Source organism: Rubrivivax sp. JA1055 (assembly GCF_020966565.1).
In the GTDB taxonomy this organism is placed as follows: Bacteria; Pseudomonadota; Gammaproteobacteria; order Burkholderiales; family Burkholderiaceae_C; genus Rubrivivax; species Rubrivivax benzoatilyticus.
On the sequence record NZ_JAJKFP010000005.1, the window covers coordinates 239,300 to 262,515 of the forward strand.

At 70.0% G+C, this 23,216-nt stretch carries 23 protein-coding genes; 2 read left to right on the top strand and 21 right to left on the bottom strand.

The features are described from left to right. Positions 1-18 precede the first annotated feature (18 nt). The 16 genes from LOC65_RS07800 to recA all read right to left on the bottom strand — a co-directional run bounded on the left by LOC65_RS07800 (position 19) and on the right by recA (position 14,697). The gene (locus LOC65_RS07800; RefSeq protein ID WP_230247125.1) at positions 19-375 is read right to left on the bottom strand and encodes an EamA family transporter; all 357 of its coding nucleotides are present in this window, start codon (positions 373-375) and stop codon (positions 19-21) included. Next, positions 372-2,408 (bottom strand): glycosyltransferase 87 family protein, encoded by a 2,037-nt coding sequence (locus LOC65_RS07805; RefSeq protein WP_230247126.1) that lies wholly within the window; start codon positions 2,406-2,408, stop codon positions 372-374. The genes LOC65_RS07800 and LOC65_RS07805 overlap by 4 nt, the downstream gene beginning before the upstream one ends. Continuing rightward, positions 2,405-3,631, bottom strand: a complete 1,227-nt coding sequence (locus LOC65_RS07810; protein WP_202796736.1) for a glycosyltransferase family 2 protein — start codon at positions 3,629-3,631, stop codon at positions 2,405-2,407. The genes LOC65_RS07805 and LOC65_RS07810 overlap by 4 nt, the downstream gene beginning before the upstream one ends. A gap of 109 nt (positions 3,632-3,740) precedes the next feature. Next, entirely contained in the window at positions 3,741-4,178 is a 438-nt protein-coding gene (locus LOC65_RS07815) for a pilin (protein ID WP_230247127.1), read from the bottom strand. Positions 4,179-4,344: 166 nt separating this feature from the next. Beyond that, on the bottom strand, positions 4,345-5,130 hold the full coding sequence (locus LOC65_RS07820) for an MBL fold metallo-hydrolase (protein WP_230247128.1): 786 nt from the start codon (positions 5,128-5,130) through the stop codon (positions 4,345-4,347). 244 nt (positions 5,131-5,374) lie between these two features. Continuing rightward, entirely contained in the window at positions 5,375-6,037 is a 663-nt protein-coding gene (locus LOC65_RS07825) for an FHA domain-containing protein (protein WP_009857908.1), read from the bottom strand. 100 nt (positions 6,038-6,137) lie between these two features. After that, entirely contained in the window at positions 6,138-6,926 is a 789-nt protein-coding gene (locus LOC65_RS07830) for a Stp1/IreP family PP2C-type Ser/Thr phosphatase (RefSeq protein ID WP_009857909.1), read from the bottom strand. An 83-nt stretch (positions 6,927-7,009) separates the two neighbouring features. Further along, positions 7,010-7,888: a serine/threonine-protein kinase gene (locus LOC65_RS07835; protein WP_230247129.1), complete on the bottom strand. Its 879-nt coding sequence runs from the start codon at positions 7,886-7,888 to the stop codon at positions 7,010-7,012. A gap of 115 nt (positions 7,889-8,003) precedes the next feature. Beyond that, complete coding sequence (locus tag LOC65_RS07840; protein ID WP_164963550.1) at positions 8,004-8,456, bottom strand: hypothetical protein; 453 nt, start codon at positions 8,454-8,456, stop codon at positions 8,004-8,006. A gap of 22 nt (positions 8,457-8,478) precedes the next feature. Beyond that, entirely contained in the window at positions 8,479-9,180 is a 702-nt protein-coding gene (locus LOC65_RS07845; protein ID WP_009857912.1) for a TerC family protein, read from the bottom strand. A 247-nt stretch (positions 9,181-9,427) separates the two neighbouring features. Continuing rightward, positions 9,428-10,123: a TerC family protein gene (locus tag LOC65_RS07850; RefSeq protein WP_009857913.1), complete on the bottom strand. Its 696-nt coding sequence runs from the start codon at positions 10,121-10,123 to the stop codon at positions 9,428-9,430. 172 nt (positions 10,124-10,295) lie between these two features. Further along, positions 10,296-11,189, bottom strand: a complete 894-nt coding sequence (gene sucD, locus LOC65_RS07855) for a succinate--CoA ligase subunit alpha (RefSeq protein WP_230247130.1) — start codon at positions 11,187-11,189, stop codon at positions 10,296-10,298. Between the two features lie 18 nt (positions 11,190-11,207). Further along, positions 11,208-12,368 carry an ADP-forming succinate--CoA ligase subunit beta gene (gene sucC / locus LOC65_RS07860; RefSeq protein WP_230247131.1) on the bottom strand — a complete coding sequence of 387 codons (1,161 nt, stop codon included), beginning with the start codon at positions 12,366-12,368 and terminating at the stop codon, positions 11,208-11,210. Beyond that, complete coding sequence (locus LOC65_RS07865) at positions 12,365-12,943, bottom strand: DUF2889 domain-containing protein (RefSeq protein WP_029718391.1); 579 nt, start codon at positions 12,941-12,943, stop codon at positions 12,365-12,367. Before LOC65_RS07865 ends, sucC begins: the two co-directional genes overlap by 4 nt. A gap of 135 nt (positions 12,944-13,078) precedes the next feature. Further along, positions 13,079-13,567, bottom strand: a complete 489-nt coding sequence (gene recX / locus LOC65_RS07870) for a recombination regulator RecX (RefSeq protein ID WP_230247132.1) — start codon at positions 13,565-13,567, stop codon at positions 13,079-13,081. A gap of 83 nt (positions 13,568-13,650) precedes the next feature. Next, positions 13,651-14,697 (bottom strand): recombinase RecA, encoded by a 1,047-nt coding sequence (gene recA / locus LOC65_RS07875; RefSeq protein WP_009857918.1) that lies wholly within the window; start codon positions 14,695-14,697, stop codon positions 13,651-13,653. A gap of 173 nt (positions 14,698-14,870) precedes the next feature. Between recA and LOC65_RS07880 the strand changes: the two genes are divergently transcribed. After that, complete coding sequence (locus LOC65_RS07880; protein WP_009857919.1) at positions 14,871-15,542, top strand: response regulator transcription factor; 672 nt, start codon at positions 14,871-14,873, stop codon at positions 15,540-15,542. Between the two features lie 115 nt (positions 15,543-15,657). Continuing rightward, complete coding sequence (locus LOC65_RS07885; RefSeq protein WP_230247133.1) at positions 15,658-17,130, top strand: sensor histidine kinase; 1,473 nt, start codon at positions 15,658-15,660, stop codon at positions 17,128-17,130. 89 nt (positions 17,131-17,219) lie between these two features. On the opposite strand, the gene rodA is transcribed toward LOC65_RS07885, so the two are convergent. The 5 genes from rodA to LOC65_RS07910 form a co-directional block, all read right to left on the bottom strand. Continuing rightward, positions 17,220-18,380, bottom strand: coding sequence for a rod shape-determining protein RodA (rodA, locus tag LOC65_RS07890; protein WP_009857921.1), 1,161 nt, complete (start codon positions 18,378-18,380; stop codon positions 17,220-17,222). Beyond that, complete coding sequence (gene mrdA / locus LOC65_RS07895; RefSeq protein WP_230247134.1) at positions 18,377-20,500, bottom strand: penicillin-binding protein 2; 2,124 nt, start codon at positions 20,498-20,500, stop codon at positions 18,377-18,379. Before mrdA ends, rodA begins: the two co-directional genes overlap by 4 nt. Then, positions 20,497-21,018, bottom strand: coding sequence for a rod shape-determining protein MreD (gene mreD / locus LOC65_RS07900; protein WP_009856760.1), 522 nt, complete (start codon positions 21,016-21,018; stop codon positions 20,497-20,499). Before mreD ends, mrdA begins: the two co-directional genes overlap by 4 nt. Beyond that, positions 21,015-21,932, bottom strand: a complete 918-nt coding sequence (gene mreC, locus LOC65_RS07905) for a rod shape-determining protein MreC (protein WP_009856759.1) — start codon at positions 21,930-21,932, stop codon at positions 21,015-21,017. The genes mreD and mreC overlap by 4 nt, the downstream gene beginning before the upstream one ends. An 86-nt stretch (positions 21,933-22,018) precedes the next feature. Continuing rightward, a complete protein-coding gene (locus tag LOC65_RS07910; protein WP_009856758.1) occupies positions 22,019-23,062 on the bottom strand; it encodes a rod shape-determining protein in 1,044 nt (347 codons plus the stop codon). Positions 23,063-23,216 lie beyond the last annotated feature (154 nt).

Here is a 23,216-nt window from a genome sequence, read left to right on the forward strand (position 1 = left end):
GCTAACGCGGCAGGCCGATCAGCCGGAGCGCCAGTTCGTGACGACGATGCCCAGGATGATGATCCCGGCGCCGATCCAGGTCTGGGTCGTCATCGGGTCCCCGAGGAAACGGCTGGCCATCAGCGGGACGAACACGAAGGACAGGCCGAAGAACGCGAACGCCTGGGTGATCGGGACACGCGAGAGCACCCAGAGCCACAGTGCCATGGCGCTGCAGTAGACGATCACCGCGAGCACCGAGGTGAACGACATCCAGGCCCGCAGGCCGGCGGCACCGCTGGCCGCCGCGCCCAGCGACGCGGCGCGCATCAGGACCTGCCCGACCGATGACAGCAGGACGACGAACACGACCAGGACGGCCTCGTTGAACTTCACCGGTCGCCGTCCAGCGTGGAGATGTCGCGCGCACCGTCGTGCGGCAGCCGGCAGCGGAAACGCTCGATGTCCTGCTGCCAGGTCTCGACGCGGCCGATCGGCACGTCGGTGCTCTGGCGCTCCTGGACGTAGACGATGTCGCCGCGGGCGAAGTTGACGTTCACGAACAGATCGTACTTGCCGTAGAGGCGGGTCCAGATGTCGCCGGAGCCCTCGACCTGGACTCCGTTCGGGGAGAAGACCGCGGGACACTTGCGTTCCAGCGCATCCATGATCCGCGACGCCTGTTCGCGGGCCGCGGCCTGTTCGGCAGACGGGGTTGCCAGCCGCGTGGCATCGCAGGCAAACACCTGCCGGTCCAGAGACACGCCCGGCTGGCCGGTCGGGCCCCGCCAGAGGTAAGGAATCGCACCATCGGCCTGCCCGAAACGAAGCGCCTCGCACCGGCTCGGCTCGAACGTCAGCCCCAGCCGGTCCACGGCCCCTTGCAGCCGGGCCAGCCGGAGTCTGGTCTTCTCCTCGGGAATGTCTGCCGGTACGGGGAAGATGATCGTCGTGCGGGCGGCGAACCGGTCGCGCAGCGCCGTGTAGCGGCTCCAGCCCGGGCCGTCATTGGGGATCGACAGCAGGCCGATCGGATTCACGAACACCGAGTCGGGATGCACATGGGCCGCGACATAGGACTCGGAGGAACTGGAGATCGACACGAACAGGTGCGGCTCCCGTTGCAGCCGCTCGGGAACCTGCGCCGACAGCCACCGCGGCGCCCAGTCGCGCGGCGACCAGCGCGGGTTGCCGGTGTCGACGATCTGGACCATCTGCAGCACCCACAGGACCAGGCACAACATAGCCGCACGACGCTCGCCGAAGAGCGCGGCGCCCGCGACGTAGATCAGCGGCGCGAGCAGCAGCAGCAGCGGAACGGCATAGCGGCCGTTGGTCGACGTGAGCACCCAGACCGCGGTCGAGACGACGACGAACGCCACCAGAGGCGCGGTCGGCGCGGGCTGGCGCGTCGCCAGCGCGAGCGGCACGCCCCGTGTACGGCGAACGGCGTGCAGGACGACGGCCGCCGAAGCGAGCACGAGAAGCACCGCGGGCCGCAGGTCGGGCGCCACCTGCTCGACGTAGACATAGGAGCTGTGCTGCAGCATGGCCACCGGCAGCGTCAGAAGCTGCTCCAGCGTCTGCGGCACGAAGCGGTGGAGCTCGATCGGATAGGCCGGGAAGTCGGGCGACCCGAAGACGTTGTTGAACAGCGGGAACACGGGACTGCCGTGCAGGCTCCAGAGCTTCCAGCCCCAGGGCAGGTAGAGCAGGGCGAAACCCAGGCCCGTGGCGAGGGCCGCCACGGCCGCGCGGCGCCAGGCGAGCGTCCACCCGGGCAGCACGGCGGCAGCCGCCACCAGCCCGATGGCAAACGGCACGTTCGTGAGCTTCAGCGCCACGGCCAGGCCACCGAGCACCCCGGCAACCGCCGGCGCGGAGTTCCCACGGGAACGCCCGGCACGCAACAGGACCCAGAGCGCCGCCATCACGAGCGGCGTCGCCAGCGGGTCGATGAAGGTGCTGCCGATCTGGCCGATGAACGGCAGCGCGGCTGCACCGAGCGCCGTGACGGCTGCAGCGACGAAGCGGGGCCGCGGCACGTCGCGCACGAACTCGCGCACGACGAGATACAGGAACGCCACGTTCAGCGAGTGCAGCGCCGCCAGCACGCTGCCGATCGCCAGGCTGTGCCAACCCGCGGCATCCATCAGCGAGAAGGGCAGGAACGCCAGCCGGTACAGATAGGCCTGATAGCCGGCGGGAAAGAAGTCCTGGCCCAGCCGCGCGCCGAACGGGTCGAACGCGTCGTAGCCGTGGTAGTTGAAGAAGTCCCAGTTGAGGTCGCGCCCCATCGCGTAGGACACGGCCACCGCGAGCACGGCGCAGGTCACCAGGACGAGCCCGAACTCCAGCGATGCCGGCCGCACCGCCTGCTCCGGCGCGCGGGCATCACGGCCGGGCAGGGTCTGCAGCAGGGAACTCATCGCCGGGCGTGGACCTTCAGACCGAGCACGCCCAGGAACATCGCCGCGAACGCGAGCTGCACGCCGATGGTCGTGACCGTCATCGACGGGATCACGATGCGCATCACGCGCGACGGGTCGAGATGGCCGAAGCTGGCGCCCTCCCAGGCCGCGACGCTGTAGAGCGACAGTCCGATGCCGGCGGCGATGAAGCCGAGACCGACGACCAGGCCGATCTCGATCGGGAACCAGCGGCGGACGTTCTCGACCATCCGGCTCGACGGCAGGATGCCGTGCTCGACCGCATACACCTTGGCGAAGACGGCGAACATCGCGACCTGGAGGCCGACGATCGTCGCCGCGGCGGCGTACAGCATCGTGTGCACGTCGAACTGCACCGCGCCGACACTCAGCGGCCCCGGGAGCAGCAGCGCCTGGCCGAGAAGCCCGAGCAGCAGCAGCGCCACGCCGGGGTAGAGGAACAGCCAGCGCGGGCTGAACAGCAGCAGGAAGCGCAGGTGCCGCCAGCCGTCGCGCCAGCTGCGCAGATGGGGCGGGCGGTCGCGCCCGTCGGGCGACAGGGTCGTCGGCACCTCGACGATGCGCAGCCCGTTCAGCGAGGCCTTGACGACCATCTCGCTGGCGAACTCCATGCCTTCGCAGCGCAAGGACAGCGCACGCATCGAGTCGCGATCGAAGGCACGCAGGCCGCAATGGAAGTCACGGATGGGCGTGCGGAAAAACAGACGCCCGATGAAACTCAGCACCGGATTGCCGAGGTAACGATGCAACGGCGGCATGGCGCCGGGCTGGATGCCGCCGGCGAAACGGTTGCCCATGACGAGCTGCGCGCCCTGGCGCAGCTCGCGCAGGAAGGGCCCGAGCGCGGTGAAGTCGTAGCTGTCGTCGGAGTCGCCCATCACGACATAACGGCCGCGCGCGGCATCGATCCCGGCGATCAGGGCGGCGCCATAACCGCGGCGCGGCACGTCGACGACACGGGCGCCGCAATCGCGCGCGATCTGCTGCGAGCCGTCGCTGGACCCGTTGTCAGCAATCAGCACCTCGCCGCGCACGCCGGCGCTCGCCAGGAAGGCACGCGCCTTCGCGATGCACACCGGTAGCGTGAGCGCCTCGTTGAGGCAGGGCATCAGGATCGTCAGCTCGAGCGCGTCCTCGCCAGCGCGCGTATCCGCGGCGCCCGCCATTGCGGCCGGATCAGCAAACGACAGTGCGTGCTCCATGGAAGATCCCGTTTCCTCGAATGACGAATCAGACCACACGTTCAGAAGGGTCAGAAACAGAAAAGGCAGCCCGAAAGCCGCCTTCTCGTCGATCGCGTCGTGTAGACGCTTAGAACGACAGGCCCGTCACCTTGCAGGAGCCCGGCAGGAACTTGGCCGGCATCGTGCCCGGGCCACACTGCCACTCACGGACCAGGTTGCTCTCGATGGTCGGGACCAGGATGACCGTGCCGTTGGCATCGTCGAGGTTCTGCGCCGTGACACGGATCGCACCGTCGTCATTGGTCTCGATCGAGGCAACGTACTTGGAGGTCGAGCTGGTCGACTCGCAGCCCCAGCTGCCACCGGACGGCAGCGTGCTGCCGGCGGTCTGCACGGCCTCGGTGACCGCCGTGCGGCAGGTCGAGGCCGCCAGGATCACTTCAGACACCTTGGCCTTCTTCGTGTAGTCCTGGTAGGCCGGCAGCGCGACGGCAGCCAGGATGCCGATGATCGCGACGACGATCATCAGTTCGATCAGGGTGAAACCTTGTTGGACTCGCTTCATGGACGGAACTCCCGTGGGGTGAGTGGAAAGGGAAGGTCGAGGACACCCCGCATTTGCAGGGGGCGTGCCATGCCGTGGGTTGTCGACTGGTTCACGGCCACTGACGAAAAACGTCACTTCGCGGGCCGCATGGTGTGCCGTGACGGGCGCAAAGCGACGGATTTGGTCACTCGCCGAACCGCAGGCACTGGCCGGTGTGCAGCGCACTGACGCGATGCGGGCCGGCCTGAGCCGCGACCTGCGACATCACAGCATCGACCATGCCGGGCTTGATGTGCGTGATGTAGACGTCCACCGGCCGGCGCAGCTGCGCCAGCTCGTCGCGCAGCAGCGTGGGACACAGGTGGCGGCTGACGTCGGCCAGTTCGCGCTCGTCGTCGCCGAACGCGGTCTCGACGATCAGCCCGCGCAGGTCCATCTCGGCCAGGCGGCGCCACAGCGCGGGCACCGGGCCGGTGTCGCCGCTGTAGGCCCAGGCGCGGCCGGCCGCGTCGAGCAGCGCGAAGCCGACCGCCGGCACCGTGTGCGCCGCCGGCAGCACCTCGAGCGAACGCCCGCGCGACAGCGCCAGCCGGTCGCCGACGGCGAAGGGCTCGAAGCACAGGATCGGCCGATCTGGACTGGGCAGCCGCGTGAAGTCGGGCCAGATGACGCCGTTGAACACGTGGGTGCGCAGCGCGTGCAGCGTCTCGGCCAGCGCATGCACGCGGATCGGCGGCCGCCCGGCGTCGGCACGGAGGCGCTTGACGCTGTCGGCCAGCAGGGCGATCGCGAGCACGTGGTCGAGATGCGAGTGGCTGACGAAGATGTCGTCGATGCGGGCAAGCTCGTCGAGCGCGAGGTCGCCGACCCCCGTGCCGGCGTCGACGAGCACGTCGTCGTCGACGAGGAACGAGGTGGTTCGGCTGCCGGCCGCGATGGAGCCGGAACAACCGAGGACGCGGATCTGCATGGGCGGTGATGAGCCGCCGGACATCCGACGGAAGGCGCATGCTGACCGCCGCCGGCGCCCCGCGCAAGCCGCGGAATCGACGTTCAGCCCGCTTCGGCAGGGGTGCGCCGCACGGCAGACGGCGCGAGCGTGAAGACGGTCACACGGCACCCCTGGCGCCCGCGGCGAGCCGGCCGAGGACGCACGATGCGGCAACGCCGCTCCGGGGCACCAAGCCGCCCGAGAGCGGCCCGGCGCTCGCGCCTCAGTGGTGGATGAACTGCATCGCCGTGCCGGCGAGCTCGATGACGTCGCCGTTGCGCAGCGGCACCGAGTCGCCGATCAGCGGCACGCCGTTGACGCTGGGCCGATTGCTGCCCTCGACATGCGCGAAGGCGTAGCCGTTGGGCCGGCGCGTGATCGAGGCCACCTGCACACCGGGCTTGCCGACCGTCGTGACGACCTTGGTCAGCGTCACCTCGCGGCCGGCCGCGGCACCGTTGAGGACCTTGATCGAGGCGCTGCCCGCCGGAGCGGCCGCGATCGGCGCGTGGCCCGAGCGGGTCGGGCCGGCGGACGCGAAGGGCGGCGGCGACGGCTGTGCCGGCCGCATGACCATCGTGCGCTCGTAGTCGGTGCTGTCCTCGGTCAGGTACTTGATCTTGTACTTGCCGATCTCGACGGTGTCGTCGTGCGCCAGCAGCTGCTTCTTGATCGCCTTGCCGTTGATGTAGGTGCCGTTGGTGCTGTTGAGGTCTTCGATGAAGACGTCGGCACCGACCATCTGCAGCACGGCGTGCTCGCCGCTGACGGCGAGGTTGTCGATCACGATGTCGTTGTACGGGCGCCGCCCGAGCGTCGTCTTGTCCTTCGTGATCTGGACTTCCTTGATGACGACACCGTCGAGCGAAACGACCAGCTTGCCCATTCGAGACCTCAGATGTGCCGGCGTTCAGCCGCGGCGTGCAATGGCCCTGCCAGCAGGGGAAGGCGATGAGGGGACCGTGAAGGCCGGCACCGATGACCGGCTAGCGGCGGAACGGCCACCAGGACCGGGCGGCAGCCCCCGCGCCCCCCGAGACGCGGACCAGGATCACCGAGATATTATCCCTTCCACCTGCGGCGTTGGCCGCATCGATGAGGTTGCGACACCCTTCGTCGAGGGACTCGCCGCAAGCCGCCAGCAGGCGGCCGATCGCACCGTCGTCGAGCATGTCCGACAGGCCGTCGGAGCACAGCAGGTACAGGTCGCCGGGCATGACGTCGTGCGGGTGCATCTCCAGCAGCACGGTGTCCTCGACCCCGACGGCGCGCGTGACGAGGTTCTTGTTCGACGAGAAGGCCGCCTGCTCGGGCGTGATCAGGCCGGCATCGATCTGCTCCTGCAGCAGCGAGTGGTCGCGCGTGATCTGCTGCAGGCGCCCGGCGCGCATGCGGTAGGCGCGCGAGTCGCCGACGTGGCCGATGATGACGCGGCCCTCGCGGAACACGGCGACGACCAGCGTCGTGCCCATGCCGGCGTACTGCGGGTTGGCGTTGGCGGCGTTGAAGATCGCGCGGTTGGCGTTGTCGACGCAGATGTCCATCGCGCGCCGCACGTCGGTGTCGCCGGCCTGCGCGCCGGCTTCGTGCAGCCAGCGGCCAAGCTCGCCGACGATGAAGGTCGTGGCCATCTGGCTGGCCACCTCCCCGGCGTTGTAGCCGCCCATGCCGTCGGCCAGCACCGCCAGCGACGTGGCCTCGTCGACCGCGACCGAGTCTTCGTTGTTGCTGCGGGCGCGGCCGGTGTCGACGGCCGAGCAGAACTCGGTCGTCATCGGCACGGCGCAATCCTCGGACGCAAGATCATGGTTTTTTGCGATTGTGCATCGAAGAACACCCACTCAGCCGTCGACTCTCGTCAAGGTCGTGACTTCGATCCGCGCCGCGGCGAATCAATCGTCGAGAGGATGAGATCCAGCGCGTCGGCCACCGCAGCGGCCGACGCGGGGCGTGCGGTCGGCTGCTTGCTCAACAAGGCGGCGACCAGATCGCACAGTGCCGGCGGCAGCTCGGGACGGAGGGTGCGCAGGTCGGGCGGCGTGCGCTGGGCGACCTGCTGCAGCAGCTCGCCCAGCGACGCGGCTTCGTGCGGGCGACGGCCGGCCAGCAGCTCGAAGAGCATGACGCCGAGCGCGTAGAGATCGCCGGCCGGCGCGGCGGCGGCGCCCGCCAGCTGCTCCGGCGCCATGTAGTCGGGTGAGCCCAGCACCAGGCCGGTCCGCGTGTTCTCGGCATCGGCATCGCGCGCCAGGCCGAAGTCGCTCAGCGTGACCCGGCGCGCGCCCCAGTCGACGATGACGTTGGCCGGCTTGAGGTCGCGGTGCACGACGCCCTGGGCATGGGCACAGGCCAGCGCACGGGCGACACGCGCGACCAGGGCCACGACGACCGGCTCGGGCAGCAGGCGCGCGGCGCGGGTGTAGCGCTCGAGGCTGCAGCCGTGCAGCAGTTCCATCACCAGCCAGGGCCCGGCCTCGTCGCAGCCGGCCGCCAGCACGCGCACGATGTCCGGGTGGTCCAGCCGCCGGGTGGTCTGGGCCTCGGCGACGAAGCGTCGGGCGAGTTCGCCGCGCTGCTGCGCGTCGCCGGCGGGCAGGCGAAGCCGCTTGACGGCGACCTGCATGCCGCTGTCCGGGTGCGTGGCCAGGTAGACGTCGCCGTGCTGGCCGCTGCCGATCAGGCCGTCGAGGCGGTAGCCGCCCACGACGGGGCCGCACACGAGGGGGTCGGAGCGCACGGAGGACAGGGCGACGGACTCGGCGGGGACAGGCGCTCGACGCTAGCACAGCGCCGACCCCGCAGCGGCCCGCCGCGCCGGCCGCGTGCACCCCGCGTTCGCGGGCTCGGCGGGCTCAGTCGGTGAGCGCGAGCACCGTCGCCATGCCAGTGGCAACCGCCAGGCCGGTGGACCAGCGATGGTCCTGGGCGGCCGGCTGTTCGGCGCTGAGCGGCGGCATCACCGCCCCCAGCTTGGGCCGGCGGGCGTCGAGCAGGCGCAGATCCGCGCCGAGGCGGCGACGCAGGCGCGCGCTGACGTCGGGCAGCGGTGCGCGCGCCACCATCCACTCGCGCTCGCCGGAGGCCATGGCGAAGGTCGGCTCCAGGCGGTCACGCAGGGTGCGCAGCCACTGCTCGCGCCAGTTCTCGCGGCTGCGGTGCGACACCCACTTGCCGACGCGGTGCGTCAGCTTGGGCGCGCAGCCGACGACGACCCAGCGTGTCGGGCCGGCGGCCTGCGCGAGCATCGGCGCCAGGATGCGACGCGCATGCTCGGCGTCGTCGACGAAGACTGCGATCTGTTCCATGGTGCCTCCTGCGGACTGGGACTCAGCCCGCGTTGCGGGGTTCCGCGTCGCGCTGCAGCCGCGCGCGGCGCGACGCCCACCATCCTGCGGCCAGCACGCCGCAGACGAACACGAAGTAGGTCGCGAGCCGGGCCGCGAGGTTGGGATCGTAGACCTCGTCGAGCAGGGGTTCGCCGACGATCATCTTGGCCGCGGTGAAGGCCAGCACGCCGGCGCCGACGTAGGTGATGACGGGGTAGCGGTCGACGAGCTTGAGCACCAGCGAGCTGCCCCAGACGACGATCGGGATGCTGATCAGCAGGCCGATGACGACCAGGTCGAAGCTGCCGTGCGCCGCGCCGGCGACGCCCAGCACGTTGTCGACGCCCATCAGCGCGTCGGCGACGATGATCGTGCGCATCGCGCCCCAGAACGTCGTCGCGCCCACGCCGTGTTCGCCTTCCTCGGCCTGCGGCACGAGCAGCTTATAGGCGATCCACACCAGACCCAGACCGCCGACGAGCATCAGCCCCGGCACCTTGAGCAGCCAGACGACCGCCAGCGTCATCGTCGAGCGCACGACGACCGCACCCACGGTGCCCCAGACGATGGCGCGCTTGCGCAGGTGCTCGGGCAACTGGCGCGCGGCCAGGGCGATGACGATCGCGTTGTCGCCGGCAAGGACGAGGTCGATCAGGATGATGGCGGCGAGCGCCGAAAACCAGGCGGGGGACAGAAACTCCATGCGGACTCCGGGCGAGAACGGACGACGGCGAGCACGCCGCTTTCGCGGCGCGCTCTGGCGTCGAAGGTCTCGCTCGGCTGGAGTTGTGTGGTTATGGCCCGACGGACCGGAAGCTGCGCTTCGTACTGACGGCCCGCCAACGTCGGGCTCCGTCCTGGTCCTGCCCGGGCGGGCCGACGGGAGCTACTCCCCTTCGGTTGCAGGGATGATAACCACTCCCCCCAGGGCGCCGGGTACGTGAGGACACTTACTCCGCGGCGCGGCGGGCAGCGGCACGCCGCTGCAGCAGCGTGCCCAGGCCGACGACGAGCGCGGCGCCGAGCGCGCCGACGGTGTTGATCAGCGCGTGCGGCAGCTCGCCGAAGCGCTCGACGACAGCCGGATCGGTCATCAGCATCTCGCCGGCGAGGAAACCGAGCAGCGCGGCGCCTGCGGTGACGATCAGCGGGTAGCGCTCCATCACGCGCAGCAGCAGCGTGCTGCCGAAGATGATCAACGGGATGCTGACCGCCAGCCCGATGACCAGCAGCGGCACGTCGCCGTTGGCAGCGGCGGCAACCGCCAGCACGTTGTCCAGGCTCATCACCAGGTCGGCGACGAGGATGGTGCGGATGGCGGAGAGGATGTTGCCCTGGCCCTCGTTGGCGCCCTGATCGCCACCCTCGTCGTCCTCGAGCAGCAGATCCACGCCGATGTAGAGCAGGGCCAGCGCGCCGACGATCTTCAGGAACGGCAGTTGCAGCAGCCGTGCGGCGACGATGGTCAGCACGATGCGCATCACGATCGCCGCCGCGCTGCCCCAGAAGATCGCCTTCTTCTGCTGATGCGCCGGCAGGGCGCGCGCGGCGAGCGCGATGACCACAGCGTTGTCGCCGGACAGCAGCACGTTGACCCAGATGATCGAGCCCAGTGCGGCCCAGAAGGCCGCCGTCGTGATTTCCATGACACCCCGTGTTATGCGTATGCCCGGCGCTGGAACGACGCCGGGCTTTGTTGGCGTTCAGTGTAGGCAGCGTGCGAACGTGCCCGGTGCGTGGAACTACGCACGGTCGCGCGGCGCCTGAAACACCGAGGCCCGGACGTGCCGGGCCTTGTTCAGTGGCGGCGCGTGCCGCTCAGATCAGCTTCTGCAGCAGCCGCCCCATCTCGGATGGGTTGCGCGTGATCGTGAAGCCGCACTCCTCCATGATCGCCAGCTTGGCATCCGCCGTGTCGGCGCCGCCGGAGATCAGCGCGCCGGCATGGCCCATGCGCTTGCCCGCCGGCGCGGTGACGCCGGCGATGAAGCCGACCACCGGCTTCTTCATGTGCTCCTTGCACCAGCGCGCCGCGTCGGCTTCGTCGGGGCCGCCGATCTCGCCGATCATGATCACCGCGTCGGTGTCCGGGTCCTCGTTGAACAGCCGCATCACGTCGAGGTGCTTCAGGCCGTTGATCGGGTCGCCGCCGATGCCCACCGCGCTGCTCTGGCCGATGCCGAGTTCGGAGAGCTGCGCCACCGCCTCGTAGGTCAGCGTGCCCGAGCGCGACACGACACCGATGCGGCCCTTCTTGTGGATGTGGCCCGGCATGATGCCGATCTTGATCTCCTCGGGCGTGATCGTGCCCGGGCAGTTCGGCCCCAGCAGCAGCGTCTTCTTGCCACCGGCGGCTTCCTTGGCCTTCATGCGGTTGCGCACCTCGAGCATGTCCTTGATCGGGATGCCTTCAGTGATGCAGATCGCCAGATCGAGTTCGGCTTCCACCGCTTCCCAGATCGCCGCCGCGGCACCGGCCGGCGGCACATAGATGACGCTGACGGTGGCGCCGGTCTGCGCCGCCGCTTCCTTGACGCTGGCGTAGATCGGGATGCCCTCGAAGTCCTCGCCGGCCTTCTTCGGGTTCACGCCGGCGACGAAGCAGTTCTGGCCGTTGGCGTAGTCGCGGCACATGCGGGTGTGGAACTGGCCCGTCTTGCCGGTGATGCCCTGCGTGATGACGCGGGTGTCCTTGTTGATCAGGATGCTCATGCGGGTGCTCTCGGCGGGTTACTTGACGGCGGCGACGATGGCGGTCGCGGCTTCGGCCATCGTGTCGGCGGCGATGATCGGCAGGCCCGAGTCGGCCAGCATCTTCTTGCCCAGGTCCTCGTTGGTGCCCTTCATGCGCACCACCAGCGGCACCTGCAGGTTCACCGCCTTGCACGCGGCGATGACGCCTTCGGCGATGGTGTCGCACTTCATGATGCCGCCGAAGATGTTGACGAGGATGCCTTTCACCTCTGGGTTCTTCAGCATGATCTTGAAGGCCTCGGTGACCTTCTCGGCACTCGCGCCGCCGCCGACGTCCAGGAAGTTCGCCGGCTCGCCGCCGAAGAGCTTGATGGTGTCCATCGTCGCCATCGCCAGGCCCGCGCCGTTGACCAGGCAGCCGATGTTGCCGTCCAGGCTGATGTAGCTGAGGTCGAACTTGCTGGCCTCGACCTCGGCCGGGTCCTCTTCGTCCAGATCCCGGTAGGCGACGATCTCCGGATGCCGGAACAGCGCGTTGGCGTCGAAGTTGAACTTCGCGTCCAGCGCCTTGATGCCGCCGTGGCCTTCGAGGATCAGCGGGTTGATCTCGGCGAGGCTGGCGTCGCTGGCCATGTAGCAGGCGTAGAGCTTCTGGAAGACGTCGACCGCCTGCGCCTGGCTGGCCTCGGGCACGCCGATGCCCACGGCCAGTTCACGCGCCTGAGCCTCGGTCAGGCCCACCAGCGGGTCGACGAAGACCTTGAGGATCTTCTCCGGCGTGGCGTGCGCCACTTCCTCGATGTCCATGCCACCTTCGGACGACGCCATCAGCGCCACCTTCTGCGTCGCGCGGTCGGTCAGCGCGGCGACGTAGTACTCCTTCCGGATGTCGGCGCCTTCCTCGACCAGCAGCCGGCGCACCTTCTGGCCTGCGGGGCCGGTCTGGTGGGTGACGAGCTGCATGCCCAGGATCTGCGAGGCCAAGGTCTCGACCTCGGCCAGCGAACGCGCGAGCTTGACGCCGCCACCCTTGCCGCGCCCGCCGGCGTGGATCTGGGCCTTGACCACCCACACCGAGCCGCCGAGCTTCTGCGCCGCCTCCAGCGCCTCCTGCACCGTGAACGCCGCATAACCCCGCGGCACCGGCACCCCGTGCGCGCGCAGCAGTTCCTTGGCCTGGTATTCGTGGATCTTCATTCGGGGCTCCCGGAAGTGTCGAGAACCGCGCCGGGCCGACGGAACCAGCGCGGGTAGTGGAGACGGGCGACCTCGCCGTCGCTGCGCAAGGCATGACAGCGGTCGAGCTGGAAGGGTTTGACGCCGCTGTCGCCGCGCGTGTCGATGACTTCGCCGGCAAAAGCCTGGATGACCGCCGTCGGCAGCACCTGGGCGAGTTCGGTGATGTGGGTGCAGCCGAGCACGCCGCCGACCCGCTGCTGCAGCCCCTTGCGGAAGCCGCGCGCGAGGTTCAGGCCGATCAACGAGCGGTAGGCCTCGCCGTGGTCGTCGCAGTGGCCGGCGTACGGCATCCAGCGGGTCCTGGCGCCGGCGTCGACGACGTTCAACGAGGTGTCGACGACGAGCCGGATCAGCATGTCGTGGATCGGCGTGCCGGCCGGGCGCACTTCGCCGGCCAGGCGGGCGTCGCGGGTCTTGGTGTCGACGAGCGTCGCGTCGACCTCCCACAAACCGTCGTCCCGGGCATAGACCTGCACGTCGATCTGACGACGGTGCTTGAGCTGGCGTCGGGCCGCGGCGGGAGGAAGACTCATGGAGGAGGACAGGGCCGGCGGCTGGCCGCTGAAAAAGCGGCGGCAATGTAGCACGCGGCGCCGCGGCCAGCAGGCGGCGGCTGGACAAGCCCTGGACGGCGCTCGGGTGCGCGCCGTCGGCGCTTCACGCGACGATCAATCGAGCTCGGGATCGCCGTCATCGGCGGCGCCGATCGACGGCACGACACGGCGGATCACGTCGCCGTCGAAGCCCCGGCCGGCGAGAAAACGCATCTGCTTCGCGCGGCCGGCCGCATCAGCCGGCACGCTGCCGAAACGCCGGCGCCAGACCTCGCGTGCACGGTCCAGCTCGGTGCTGCGGGCCTGCTCGAGCGTCTGGGAGACCAGCTCGGGCGCCAGGCCCTTGGCCTGCAGGGTCTGGCGCAGGCGGCGGCTGCCGAAACGCGCGCCCTGCGTGAGCACCGACTCGGCGACCCGCGCCTCGCTCAGCAGCCCGGCGGCCTGCAGTTCGTCGAGTGCACGCGCGATGCGCTCGGCGGCGCTGGCGTCGGGGCCGTCCTCGGCGTGGCGGGCGAGCTTGCGCTCGAGCTCGGCACGCGAATGTTCGCGCTGCGCCAGATAACGCAGCGCGCGGCCTTTCAGCGAGGGGGAGGAGAAAGCCATCGAGGTGTCGACCGGGCCGGGTGACGGAGCGTCACCCGGCCCCGGAAAGCCACCGGGGCGCGCTCGCGCCCCGGCCGCCGGCCTCAGGCGCCGGCTTCGGCGCCTTCGGCGGCGGGCAGCTGCGGAATGCCGAGCGACTCACGCACCTTGTTCTCGATCTCGCGGGCGATGTCGGGGTTCTCGCGCAGGAACTCGCGCGCGTTGTCCTTGCCCTGGCCGATCTTCTCGCCGTTGTAGGCGTACCAGGCGCCGGACTTCTCGACGATGCGGGCGTTGACACCCATGTCGATGATCTCGCCTTCGCGGCTGATGCCTTCGCCGTAGAGGATGTCGAACTCGGCGGTCTTGAAAGGCGGCGAGACCTTGTTCTTGACGACCTTGACCTTGGTCTCGCTGCCGATGACCTCGTCGCCCTTCTTGATGTTGCCGGTGCGGCGGATGTCCAGGCGCACCGAGGCGTAGAACTTCAGCGCGTTGCCGCCGGTGGTCGTCTCGGGGTTGCCGAACATGACGCCGATCTTCATCCGGATCTGGTTGATGAAGATGACCATCGTGTTGGTCTTCTTGATCGTCGCCGTCAGCTTGCGCAGCGCCTGGCTCATCAGCCGCGCCTGCAGGCCGGGCAGCGAGTCGCCCATCTCGCCTTCGATTTCGGCCTTGGGCGTCAGCGCGGCGACCGAGTCGACGACGATCAGGTCGATCGAGCCCGAACGCACCAGTGCGTCGACGATCTCCAGCGCCTGCTCGCCGGTGTCGGGCTGGCTGATCAGCAGGTCCTGCAGGTTGACGCCCAGCTTCTGCGCGTACTGGATGTCCAGCGCGTGTTCGGCGTCGATGAAGGCGCAGGTGCCGCCGGTCTTCTGCATCTCGGCGATGACCTGCAGCGTCAGCGTCGTCTTGCCCGACGACTCGGGGCCGTAGATCTCGACGACGCGGCCGCGCGGCAGGCCGCCGACACCGAGCGCAACATCCAGGCCCACCGAGCCGGTGGACACGACCTGGATGTCCTCGATCACCTCGCCTTCGCCCAGGCGCATGATCGATCCCTTGCCGAACTGTTTCTCGATCTGGGCAAGAGCGGCCTGCAGGGCCTTGGCTTTCTCGGCGTTCAGCGGTTTCGGGGCGTCCATCGGGTTCTCCTTGATTGGCGCCGATTATTGCAGAAACTGGATATTCGTACAGTTCTTTGGTGGGCCCTCGACGGTGGGGTGAGCGGCGACTACACCCTGCCCTGTATCAAGAGGCAAGCCGTTAAAATTTCCACAGCCAGAGCCCGACGACGGGCCCGCCGACGGAGACAGTCATGCGCATCCTCATCGCCGAAGACGACCAGGTCCTGGCCGACGGCCTGCTGCGCTCCTTGCGCGCCTCGGGTTACGCGGTCGACCAGGTCGGCAGCGGCACCGAGGCCGACGCCGCGCTGTCGGCGCACGAGTTCGATCTCGTGATCCTCGATCTCGGCCTGCCCAAGCTGCATGGTTTCGACGTGCTCAAGCGCCTGCGCGCGCGTGGCGCGTCGGTGCCGGTGCTGATCCTCACCGCGGCCGACAGCGTCGAGCAGCGCGTCAAGGGCCTGGACCTGGGCGCCGACGACTACATGGCCAAGCCGTTCTCGCTGCAGGAGCTGGAAGCGCGCGTGCGTGCGCTGACGCGCCGCGGCCTGGGCACCGCCTCCAGCGTCATCAAGCACGGGCCCCTGACCTTCGACGCCACCGGGCGCGTCGCCTACCTCAACGACCAGATGATCGAGCTGTCGGCACGCGAGCTGTCGCTGCTGGAGGTGCTGCTGCAGCGCTCGGGCCGCCTGGTCAGCAAGGACCAGCTCGTCGAGCGCCTGTGCGAGTGGGGCGAGGAAGTCAGCAACAACGCGATCGAGGTCTACATCCACCGCCTGCGCAAGAAGATCGAGCAGGGCCCGGTGAGGATCGCCACGGTGCGCGGCCTGGGCTACTGCCTGGAGAAGATCGCGGCCTGACGGCCCACCCCCGAAGCCCCCCCGGGACCTGCACCCTCGACGGCGACACCCGCGGACCGGCGCAGCAGGCCCCTCGGCGTCCGCCCGGGAAGACCAGACGGTATCCTGAAGACGCATGGCGGCCCGCGAACAACGCTCCCTCTTCGGCGAGATCCTCGACTGGATGCTCGCGCCACTGCTGCTGCTGTGGCCGATGAGCGTGGCGCTCACCTGGCTGGTGGCGCAGAACATCGCCAACCGCCCGTACGACCGCGAGCTCGGCGTGATGGTGCGTGTCATCGCGCGCCAGGCCGCGGCCGAACACGAGATGCCGGCGCGCGCCAGCGACGCCGCGCGCCGCAGCCTGGAGCAGGCAGCGACGCAGCTGCTGCGCCCCGACGACAACGACAGCCTGTTCTTCCAGGTGCGCGGCGCGCGCGGCGAGCTCGTCGCCGGCGACGCCGACCTGCCGGTGCCCAGCGACGGCCCGCCGACCGTCGAACCGCGTTTCCGCGACGACGTGATCCGCGACGAGCCGGTGCGCGTGGCCTACCTCTGGACCGGCGAGGACGCCGGCGGCAACGCCGGGCTGATCCAGATCGCCGAGACGGTGGACAAACGTTCGCGCCTGGCCACCGAGATCATCAAGGGCGTGATCCTGCCGCAGTTCGTCATCCTGCCGGTGGCGGTGCTGCTGGTGTGGCTGGCGCTGGCGCGCGGCATCCGCCCGCTGTCGGACCTGCAGCAGCGCATCCGCCAGCGCGACAGCACCGACCTGTCGCCGATCGAGGACCGCCACGTGCCCGAGGAGGTGGCGCCGCTGGTCGGCGCGATCAACGACCTGCTCGGCCGGCTCGACCAGTCGATCGCCGCCCAGCGACACTTCCTCGCCGACGCCGCGCACCAGCTGAAGACGCCGCTGGCCGGGCTGCGCACCCAGGCCGAGCTGGCCGAACGCGAACTCGACTTCGGCCGCGGCGACACGCAGTCGATGAAGCACTCGCTGCAGCAGATCGCGCTGTCGAGCCAGCGCGCGGCGCACATGGTCAACCAGCTGCTGTCGATGGCGCGCGCCGAGGACAAGGAGCAGGCCCTGCGCAAGCAGGACGTCGACCTCGCCGCCACGGTGGTCGAGACGGTGCGCGACTTCGTGCCCAAGGCGATGGAGAAGCACATCGACCTCGGCTACGAGGGCCCCGACCCCGACAGCCGCGACGCCCGCCTGTGGGGCCAGCCGGTGCTGGTGCGCGAGATGGTGCGCAACCTCGTCGACAACGCGCTGCAGTACACGCCCGCCGGCGGCACCGTCACCGCACGCGTGATGCCCGACCCCTTCGGCCAGGTGCTGGTGCTGCAGGTCGAGGACACCGGCCCGGGCATCGCGCCGGCCGAGCGCGAGCTGATCTTCCAGCCCTTCTACCGCGCGCTGGGCACCGACGTCGACGGCAGCGGCCTGGGCCTGGCCATCGTGCAGGAGATCGCCAACGTGCACGGTGCCGAGATCGGCGTCACCGACGCCGAGCTGCGCCCCGGCAGTGCGCACGGCACGCCCGGCGCGGTGTTCACGGTGCGCTTCCCGCTGAACGGCGACGAGGCGGCCGAGGGGTGAGTCGCGGGGTCAGAAAGCCTGGGGTCAGGTCTCGCGAGACCTGACCCCGCCATGTCGCGTCATGCCGATGCGCGCGGCCGATGCGCGCGTCAACTCATCATCAGCCGCCGGCTGCGCGCCACGGACATCAGGATCCCCAGCCCCAGGCCCAGCGTCACCATCGCCGTGCCGCCGTAGCTGACGAAGGGCAGCGGCACACCGACCACCGGCAGGATGCCGCTGACCATGCCCATGTTGACGAAGGCATAGGTGAAGACGCTCAGCGACATCGCGCCGGCCAGCAGGCGCGAGAACACCGTCGGCGCCTCGCCGGCGATCATCAGCCCGCGGAAGATCAGGAAGACGAAGGCGAACAGCAGCAGCAGCACGCCGGCCAGCCCGAACTCCTCGCAGAAGGCGGCGAAGATGAAGTCGGTGGTGCGCTCGGGGATGAACTCCAGGTGGGTCTGGGTGCCGTTCATGAAGCCCTTGCCGGTCAGCCCCCCGGAGCCGATGGCGATCATGCCCTGGATGATGTGGAAGCCCTTGCCCAGCGGGTCCTGCATCGGGTCGAGCAGCGTGCAGACGCGGTGGCGCTGGTACTCGCGCAGGATCGGCCATTCGACGCCAGGCTGGCAGATCGTCGGCTCGGCGATGACCAGCGCGATGATGCCGGTGGCGCCCAGCACCAGCACCGGCACGATCAGCTTCCACGACAGCCCGGCGAAGAAGATCACGTACAGGCCGCCGGCCAGGATCAGCAGCGAGGTGCCCAGGTCGGGCTGGTGCATTACCAGCAGCACCGGCACGCCCAGCAGCGCCGCGGCGACGAGGAAGTCGGGCACGCGCAGCAGGCCTTCGCGCTTCTGGAACCACCAGGCGAGCATCAGCGGCATCGCGATCTTCAGGATCTCGCTGGGCTGGATGACGATGCCCAGGTTGAGCCAGCGTGTCGCGCCCTTCTTCGTGATGCCGATGCCCGGCAGCGCGGTCAGCACGACCAGCACGACGCCGACGACGTACAGCGGCACGGCGATCTGCTGCAGCCGCTGCGGCGGCACCTGCGCGACGACGAACATCACCACGAAGGCCAGCAGCATGTTGCGGCCGTGGTCGACGAAGCGCGTGCCGTGGTCGTAGCCGGCCGAGTACATCGTCACCAGGCCGATGGCGACCAGCAGCAGCAGCGCCGCGGCGAGCGGGCCGTCGAAGCCGGAGAACAGCGTCCTGACACGCTGCAGCACCGAGGGACGTTCGAACACCGCGTTCATGGCCGGGCGATCCTCTGCGGGGCGGGCACGGCGGCACCGACCGGCGGCGGCGCGAGCGCCGGGGCCGGCCGGCGTTCGTCCGGCCGCGACGGCGCCGACGGGGCCGACGCGGCCGGCGCAGCGGCCACCGCCGCACCGGCGGCGGCGATCTCCACCGCGATCGGGCCCTGGCCGGGCAGCGGCACGTCCTCGGCGCGCCGCGGCGTGCCGAGCGGCGCGCCGGAGCGGCCGCTGCGCACCGCGGCCAGGTCCTCCTCGCTCGGGTACTGACCGAGCAGCAGGTAGTCGATGACGCGCCGCGCGATCGGCGCCGCCGACGCGGCACCGAAGCCGGCGTTCTCGACGATCACCGCCAGCACCACACGCGGCGCCTCCATCGGCGCCACCGCGGTGTACAGCGCGTGGTCGCGCTTGTGCTCCTCGAGCTTGGCGGCGTTGTACTTCTCGTTGGAGCGGATCGTCACCGCCTGCGCCGTGCCGGTCTTGCCGCCGCTGGTGTACGGCGCACCGGCGAAGGCGCCGGCGCCGGTGCCTTCCAGCACCACGCCCTGCAGCGCGCGCATCACCACGGCGACGTTCTCGGGCTTGAGCGCCAGCGGCTCGCGCGGCTGGGCGGCGACCTGGCGCCGTTCGCGCGTGATGACGTCCTCGACCTCGCGCACCAGGTGCGGCGTGTAGCGCTGGCCGCCGGAGGCCAGCGTGGCCATCGCGTTGGCGATCTGCAGCATCGTGAAGTGGTTGTATCCCTGGCCGATGCCCAGCGAGATCGTCTCGCCGGCGTACCAGCGCTGCTGGTCGGCGCGCTTGTAGGCGCGGCGCTTCCAGTCGGTGGACGGCAGCACGCCGGTGACCTCGCCCTCGAGGTCGATGCCGGTGCGCTGGCCGAAGCCGAACGGCGCCATCAGGTCGTGGATCAGGTCCACGCCCATCTCGTTGGCCAGCGAATAGAAGTAGACGTTGCTGGACTTGACGATCGCGCGGTGCATGTCCACCGGCCCGAGCGCGATGTCGCCGTGGCTGCGGAAGGTGTGGTTGCCGAAGGTCCAGCTGGCGTTGTCCTGAATGACCGTCGAGGCGCTGCGTTTGCCCGACTGCAGCGCGGCCATCGCCATGAACGGCTTGTAGGTCGAGCCCGGCGGGTAGGTGCCGCGCAGCGCGCGGTTGAGCAGCGGCCGGTCGATGCTCTCGTTGAGCTCGCGCCAGCTCTCGACGTCGATGCCGTCGACGAACAGGTTGGGGTCGAAGCTCGGCTTGCTGACGAAGGCCAGGATCTCGCCGTTGCGCGGGTCGATCGCGACGAGTGCGCCGCGGCGCTCGCCGAACAGCTGCTCGACCAGCGCCTGCAGCTTGATGTCGATGGACAGCACGAGCTTGTTGCCCGGCGTCGGCGGGTGGCTGGCCAGGCGGCGCACGGCGCGGCCGTTGGCGCTGGTCTCCACCTCCTCGAAGCCGGTGGTGCCGTGCAGCTCGCGCTCGTAGCTCTGCTCCAGGCCGAGCTTGCCGATGTACTCGGTGCCGCGGTAGTTGTCCTGCTGCTCCTCGGGCCAGTCGGACATCGCCTTCTTCTCGGCCTGGTTGATGCGGCCGATGTAGCCCAGCAGGTGGCCGCCGACCTCGCCCAGCGGGTACTGGCGGAACAGCCGCGCCTTGACGTCCACGCCCGGGAAGCGGAAACGCTGGGCCAGGAACCGCGCCACCTCCTCGTCGCTGAGCTTGGTGCGGATCGGCAGCGACTCGAAGCCCTTGCTCTCCTCGAGCTGGCGCTTGAAGCGGCGGCGGTCGCGGGGCTGGATCTCGACGTGCTCGGCGATGCGGTCGATCAGCTCGTCGAGCTCGACGTCGCCGATGCGCGACGGCGTGATCTCCAGCGTGTAGGCCGAGTAGTTGGTGGCCAGCACGACGCCGTTGCGGTCGACGATCAGGCCGCGGTTGGGCACGGTCGGCACGACGGCGATGCGGTTGTTCTCGGCCTGCGTCGCCAGCTCGTCGTGGCGCACGACCTGCAGGTACACCAGGCGCGCGGCGAGCAGGCCGAAAGCGACGAGAACAAAGGCCGCGGCGGCGATCAGCCGGGCACGGAAACGCCCGAGTTCGAGCTCGAGGTCCTTGATCTCGGTCACAGCGGCCGATTCTCGTCCGGATCCGGCGCGCGGCGCTGCGGCGCCAGCAGCACGATCGTGACGAGCGGCCAGACGAGGGCCTCGATCACCGGCGCCAGAAACATCCACCAGCCGGGGAACATGCCGCCGGCGGCCAGGCGCACGACGAGCGCGACGAGGTGGGCGGCGAAGAACAGCGGCGCGATCTGCAGCGCCTGCTCGACGACCCCGAACCACAGCAGCCGGCGATGCACGAGGGTCGCGGCATAAGCCAGCAGCGAGTACGCCAGCGCGTGCTGGCCGAGCAGCGCGCCCTGGTGCACGTCCAGCAGCAGGCCGAAGAAGAAGCCGACGCCGACACCGACGCGGCGCGGCTGGTGCACGGCCCAGAACACCAGCACCACGGCGAGCAGGTCCGGGATCGCCGGGTGGCGCCCGAACGGCAGCAGCATGAAGGCGAAGGCCAGCAGCAGCGTCAGCGCGATGAAGAAGGGGTTGACCGGCAGCAGCAGCTGGTCGGAGCCGCGGGGCATGATCATCGGCGGCCGCTCCCCTTGCGCCGCGCGACCTCGGGCGCCGCCGGCGCCGGCTCGGGCCGCGGCGGCAGCATCGCCGCCAGCGGCTCCAGCACCAGCACGTGACGCACGCCGTCGCTGCCCGCCGCCGGCGCCAGCGTGATGCGCGCGAAGCCCGATTCCGAGCGCCGTTCGACCGCCACCACCTTGGCCACCGGCAGGCCCGGCGGGTAGACGCCGTCCATGCCGCTGGTCTGCAGCTCGTCGCCGGCGCGCACGTCGTCGTTGGCCGAGGTGAAGCGCAGCTCCATGCCGCCGGCGACGCCGAAGGCGGCGCCGCGCTGCTGGGTGCGCACGTTGAGCACCGGGATCGCGGCGTCCTTGTCGACGAGCAGCGTGACCTCGGAGGTCAGCGCGAAGACGCGCGTGACCTGGCCGAGCACGCCGTGCTGGTTGACGACCGGCGAGCCGGCGACCACGCCCTGGGCCTGGCCGCGGTCGATGACGACCTTGCGCGAGTACGGGTCGGCAGCGTCGTACAGCACCTCGGCGGCCTGCGAGCGCACCGCCAGCGCCGGCTTCAGGTCCAGCAGCGCGCGCAGCCGGGCGTTCTCGGCGGCCAGCGCGCCGGCACGCGCCAGCTGGTCGGCGCTGAGCGCCAGCTGCGCCTGCGCCTCGCGCTCGGCGGCGCGTGCGGCCTCCAGGCCGCGCAGGTAGTCGGCGCCGCCGAAAACCAGTTCGACCGGCACCGCCAGCGCCCGCTGCACCGGCAGCAGCACGATGGCGATCGCCTCGCGCACCGGATCGGCAATGCGCAGCCGCACGTCGGCGACCATCAGGAAGAAGGCCAGCGCGGAGAAGAAGACGAGCTTGGTCAGCGCCGGGGTGCCCTGGCGGAAGAAGGGCGGCGGCGTGCGGTCGAGCGTACCCAGCGGCATGTCGGCTCGCGGCGGGTCAGGACAGACGGCGCGCGCCCAACGGCCGGCCGGCCGTGCGGGGACACGCGTCGCAGGGGTTCACGCCGTCACTCGGACGTGAAGATGCTTCCCAGGCGCTCCATGCGCTCCAGCGCCATCCCGCAGCCGCGCACGACGCAGGTCAGCGGGTCTTCGGCGACGAGCACCGGCAGGCCGGTTTCCTCGGCGAGCAGGCGGTCCAGGTCGCGCAGCAGCGCGCCGCCGCCGGTGAGCATCATGCCGCGCTCGGCGATGTCGGCACCGAGTTCCGGCGGCGTCTGCTCGAGCGCGTTCTTCACCGCGCTGACCATCTGGTTCAGCGGGTCGGTCAGCGCCTCGAGGATCTCGTTGGAGCTGATCGTGAAGCTGCGCGGCACGCCTTCGGAGAGGTTGCGGCCCTTGACCTCCATCTCCTTGACCTCGGAGCCGGGGAAGGCGCTGCCGATGTTCTTCTTGATCGCTTCCGCCGTCGGCTCGCCGATCAGCATGCCGTAGTTGCGGCGGATGTAGTTGATGATCGACTCGTCGAACTTGTCGCCGCCGACGCGGATCGAGCCCTTGTAGACCATGCCGCCCAGGCTGATCACGCCGACTTCGGTGGTGCCGCCGCCGATGTCGACGACCATCGAGCCCGAGGCCTCGGACACCGGCAGGCCGGCGCCGATGGCCGCGGCCATCGGTTCCTCGATCAGGTAGACGTCCGAGGCGCCGGCGCCCAGCGCCGACTCGCGGATCGCGCGGCGCTCGACCTGGGTCGAACCGCAGGGCACGCAGATGATGATCCGGGGGCTGGGCCGTGTCATCGACCGCGGATGCACCATCTTGATGAACTGCTTCAACATCTGCTCGGTCACCGTGAAGTCGGCGATGACGCCGTCCTTCATGGGCCGGATGGCCTCGATGTTGCCGGGCACCTTGCCGAGCATGGCCTTGGCTTCGGCACCGACGGCCTGGATGGTTTTTTTGCCATTCGGGCCACCTTCGTGGCGGATGGCGACGACGGACGGCTCGTCGAGCACGATCCCCTTGCCGCGCACGTAGATCAGCGTGTTGGCGGTGCCGAGGTCGATCGCGAGGTCCGTCGAGAAATAGCGACGCAGGGAGGCGAACATGTGGGGAGACGGCGGTCGGGAGGCGGCTGGATCGAAAGGCGGGGCCTTGGCGCCTGGAGCGCGGGCGACGCGGTCGCACGGCCGGCTACCGACGAGGCATGTGGGGTAACCATAGATAATACCTGATCACCCCCCGCGCTTGCCCTTGGGCAAG

Bases quoted from the DNA above. Each gene is read 5' to 3' on its own strand.
- sucD (WP_230247130.1), bottom strand. From the start codon at position 11,189: ATGAGCATCCTGATCAACAAGGACACCCGCGTCATCACGCAGGGCATC.
- LOC65_RS07845 (WP_009857912.1), bottom strand. From the start codon at position 9,180: ATGGAGTTTCTGTCCCCCGCCTGGTTTTCGGCGCTCGCCGCCATCATC.
- LOC65_RS07810 (WP_202796736.1), bottom strand. From the start codon at position 3,631: ATGGAGCACGCACTGTCGTTTGCTGATCCGGCCGCAATGGCGGGCGCC.
- mreC (WP_009856759.1), bottom strand. From the start codon at position 21,932: ATGCCGCTGGGTACGCTCGACCGCACGCCGCCGCCCTTCTTCCGCCAG.
- LOC65_RS07885 (WP_230247133.1), top strand. From the start codon at position 15,658: ATGGCGGCCCGCGAACAACGCTCCCTCTTCGGCGAGATCCTCGACTGG.
- LOC65_RS07910 (WP_009856758.1), bottom strand. From the start codon at position 23,062: ATGTTCGCCTCCCTGCGTCGCTATTTCTCGACGGACCTCGCGATCGAC.
- recA (WP_009857918.1), bottom strand. From the start codon at position 14,697: ATGGACGCCCCGAAACCGCTGAACGCCGAGAAAGCCAAGGCCCTGCAG.
- mreD (WP_009856760.1), bottom strand. From the start codon at position 21,018: ATGATCATGCCCCGCGGCTCCGACCAGCTGCTGCTGCCGGTCAACCCC.
- LOC65_RS07805 (WP_230247126.1), bottom strand. From the start codon at position 2,408: ATGAGTTCCCTGCTGCAGACCCTGCCCGGCCGTGATGCCCGCGCGCCG.
- LOC65_RS07880 (WP_009857919.1), top strand. From the start codon at position 14,871: ATGCGCATCCTCATCGCCGAAGACGACCAGGTCCTGGCCGACGGCCTG.
- recX (WP_230247132.1), bottom strand. From the start codon at position 13,567: ATGGCTTTCTCCTCCCCCTCGCTGAAAGGCCGCGCGCTGCGTTATCTG.
- sucC (WP_230247131.1), bottom strand. From the start codon at position 12,368: ATGAAGATCCACGAATACCAGGCCAAGGAACTGCTGCGCGCGCACGGG.
- LOC65_RS07825 (WP_009857908.1), bottom strand. From the start codon at position 6,037: ATGGGCAAGCTGGTCGTTTCGCTCGACGGTGTCGTCATCAAGGAAGTC.
- LOC65_RS07840 (WP_164963550.1), bottom strand. From the start codon at position 8,456: ATGGAACAGATCGCAGTCTTCGTCGACGACGCCGAGCATGCGCGTCGC.
- LOC65_RS07830 (WP_009857909.1), bottom strand. From the start codon at position 6,926: ATGACGACCGAGTTCTGCTCGGCCGTCGACACCGGCCGCGCCCGCAGC.
- LOC65_RS07815 (WP_230247127.1), bottom strand. From the start codon at position 4,178: ATGAAGCGAGTCCAACAAGGTTTCACCCTGATCGAACTGATGATCGTC.
- LOC65_RS07865 (WP_029718391.1), bottom strand. From the start codon at position 12,943: ATGAGTCTTCCTCCCGCCGCGGCCCGACGCCAGCTCAAGCACCGTCGT.
- LOC65_RS07850 (WP_009857913.1), bottom strand. From the start codon at position 10,123: ATGGAAATCACGACGGCGGCCTTCTGGGCCGCACTGGGCTCGATCATC.
- LOC65_RS07820 (WP_230247128.1), bottom strand. From the start codon at position 5,130: ATGCAGATCCGCGTCCTCGGTTGTTCCGGCTCCATCGCGGCCGGCAGC.
- rodA (WP_009857921.1), bottom strand. From the start codon at position 18,380: ATGAACGCGGTGTTCGAACGTCCCTCGGTGCTGCAGCGTGTCAGGACG.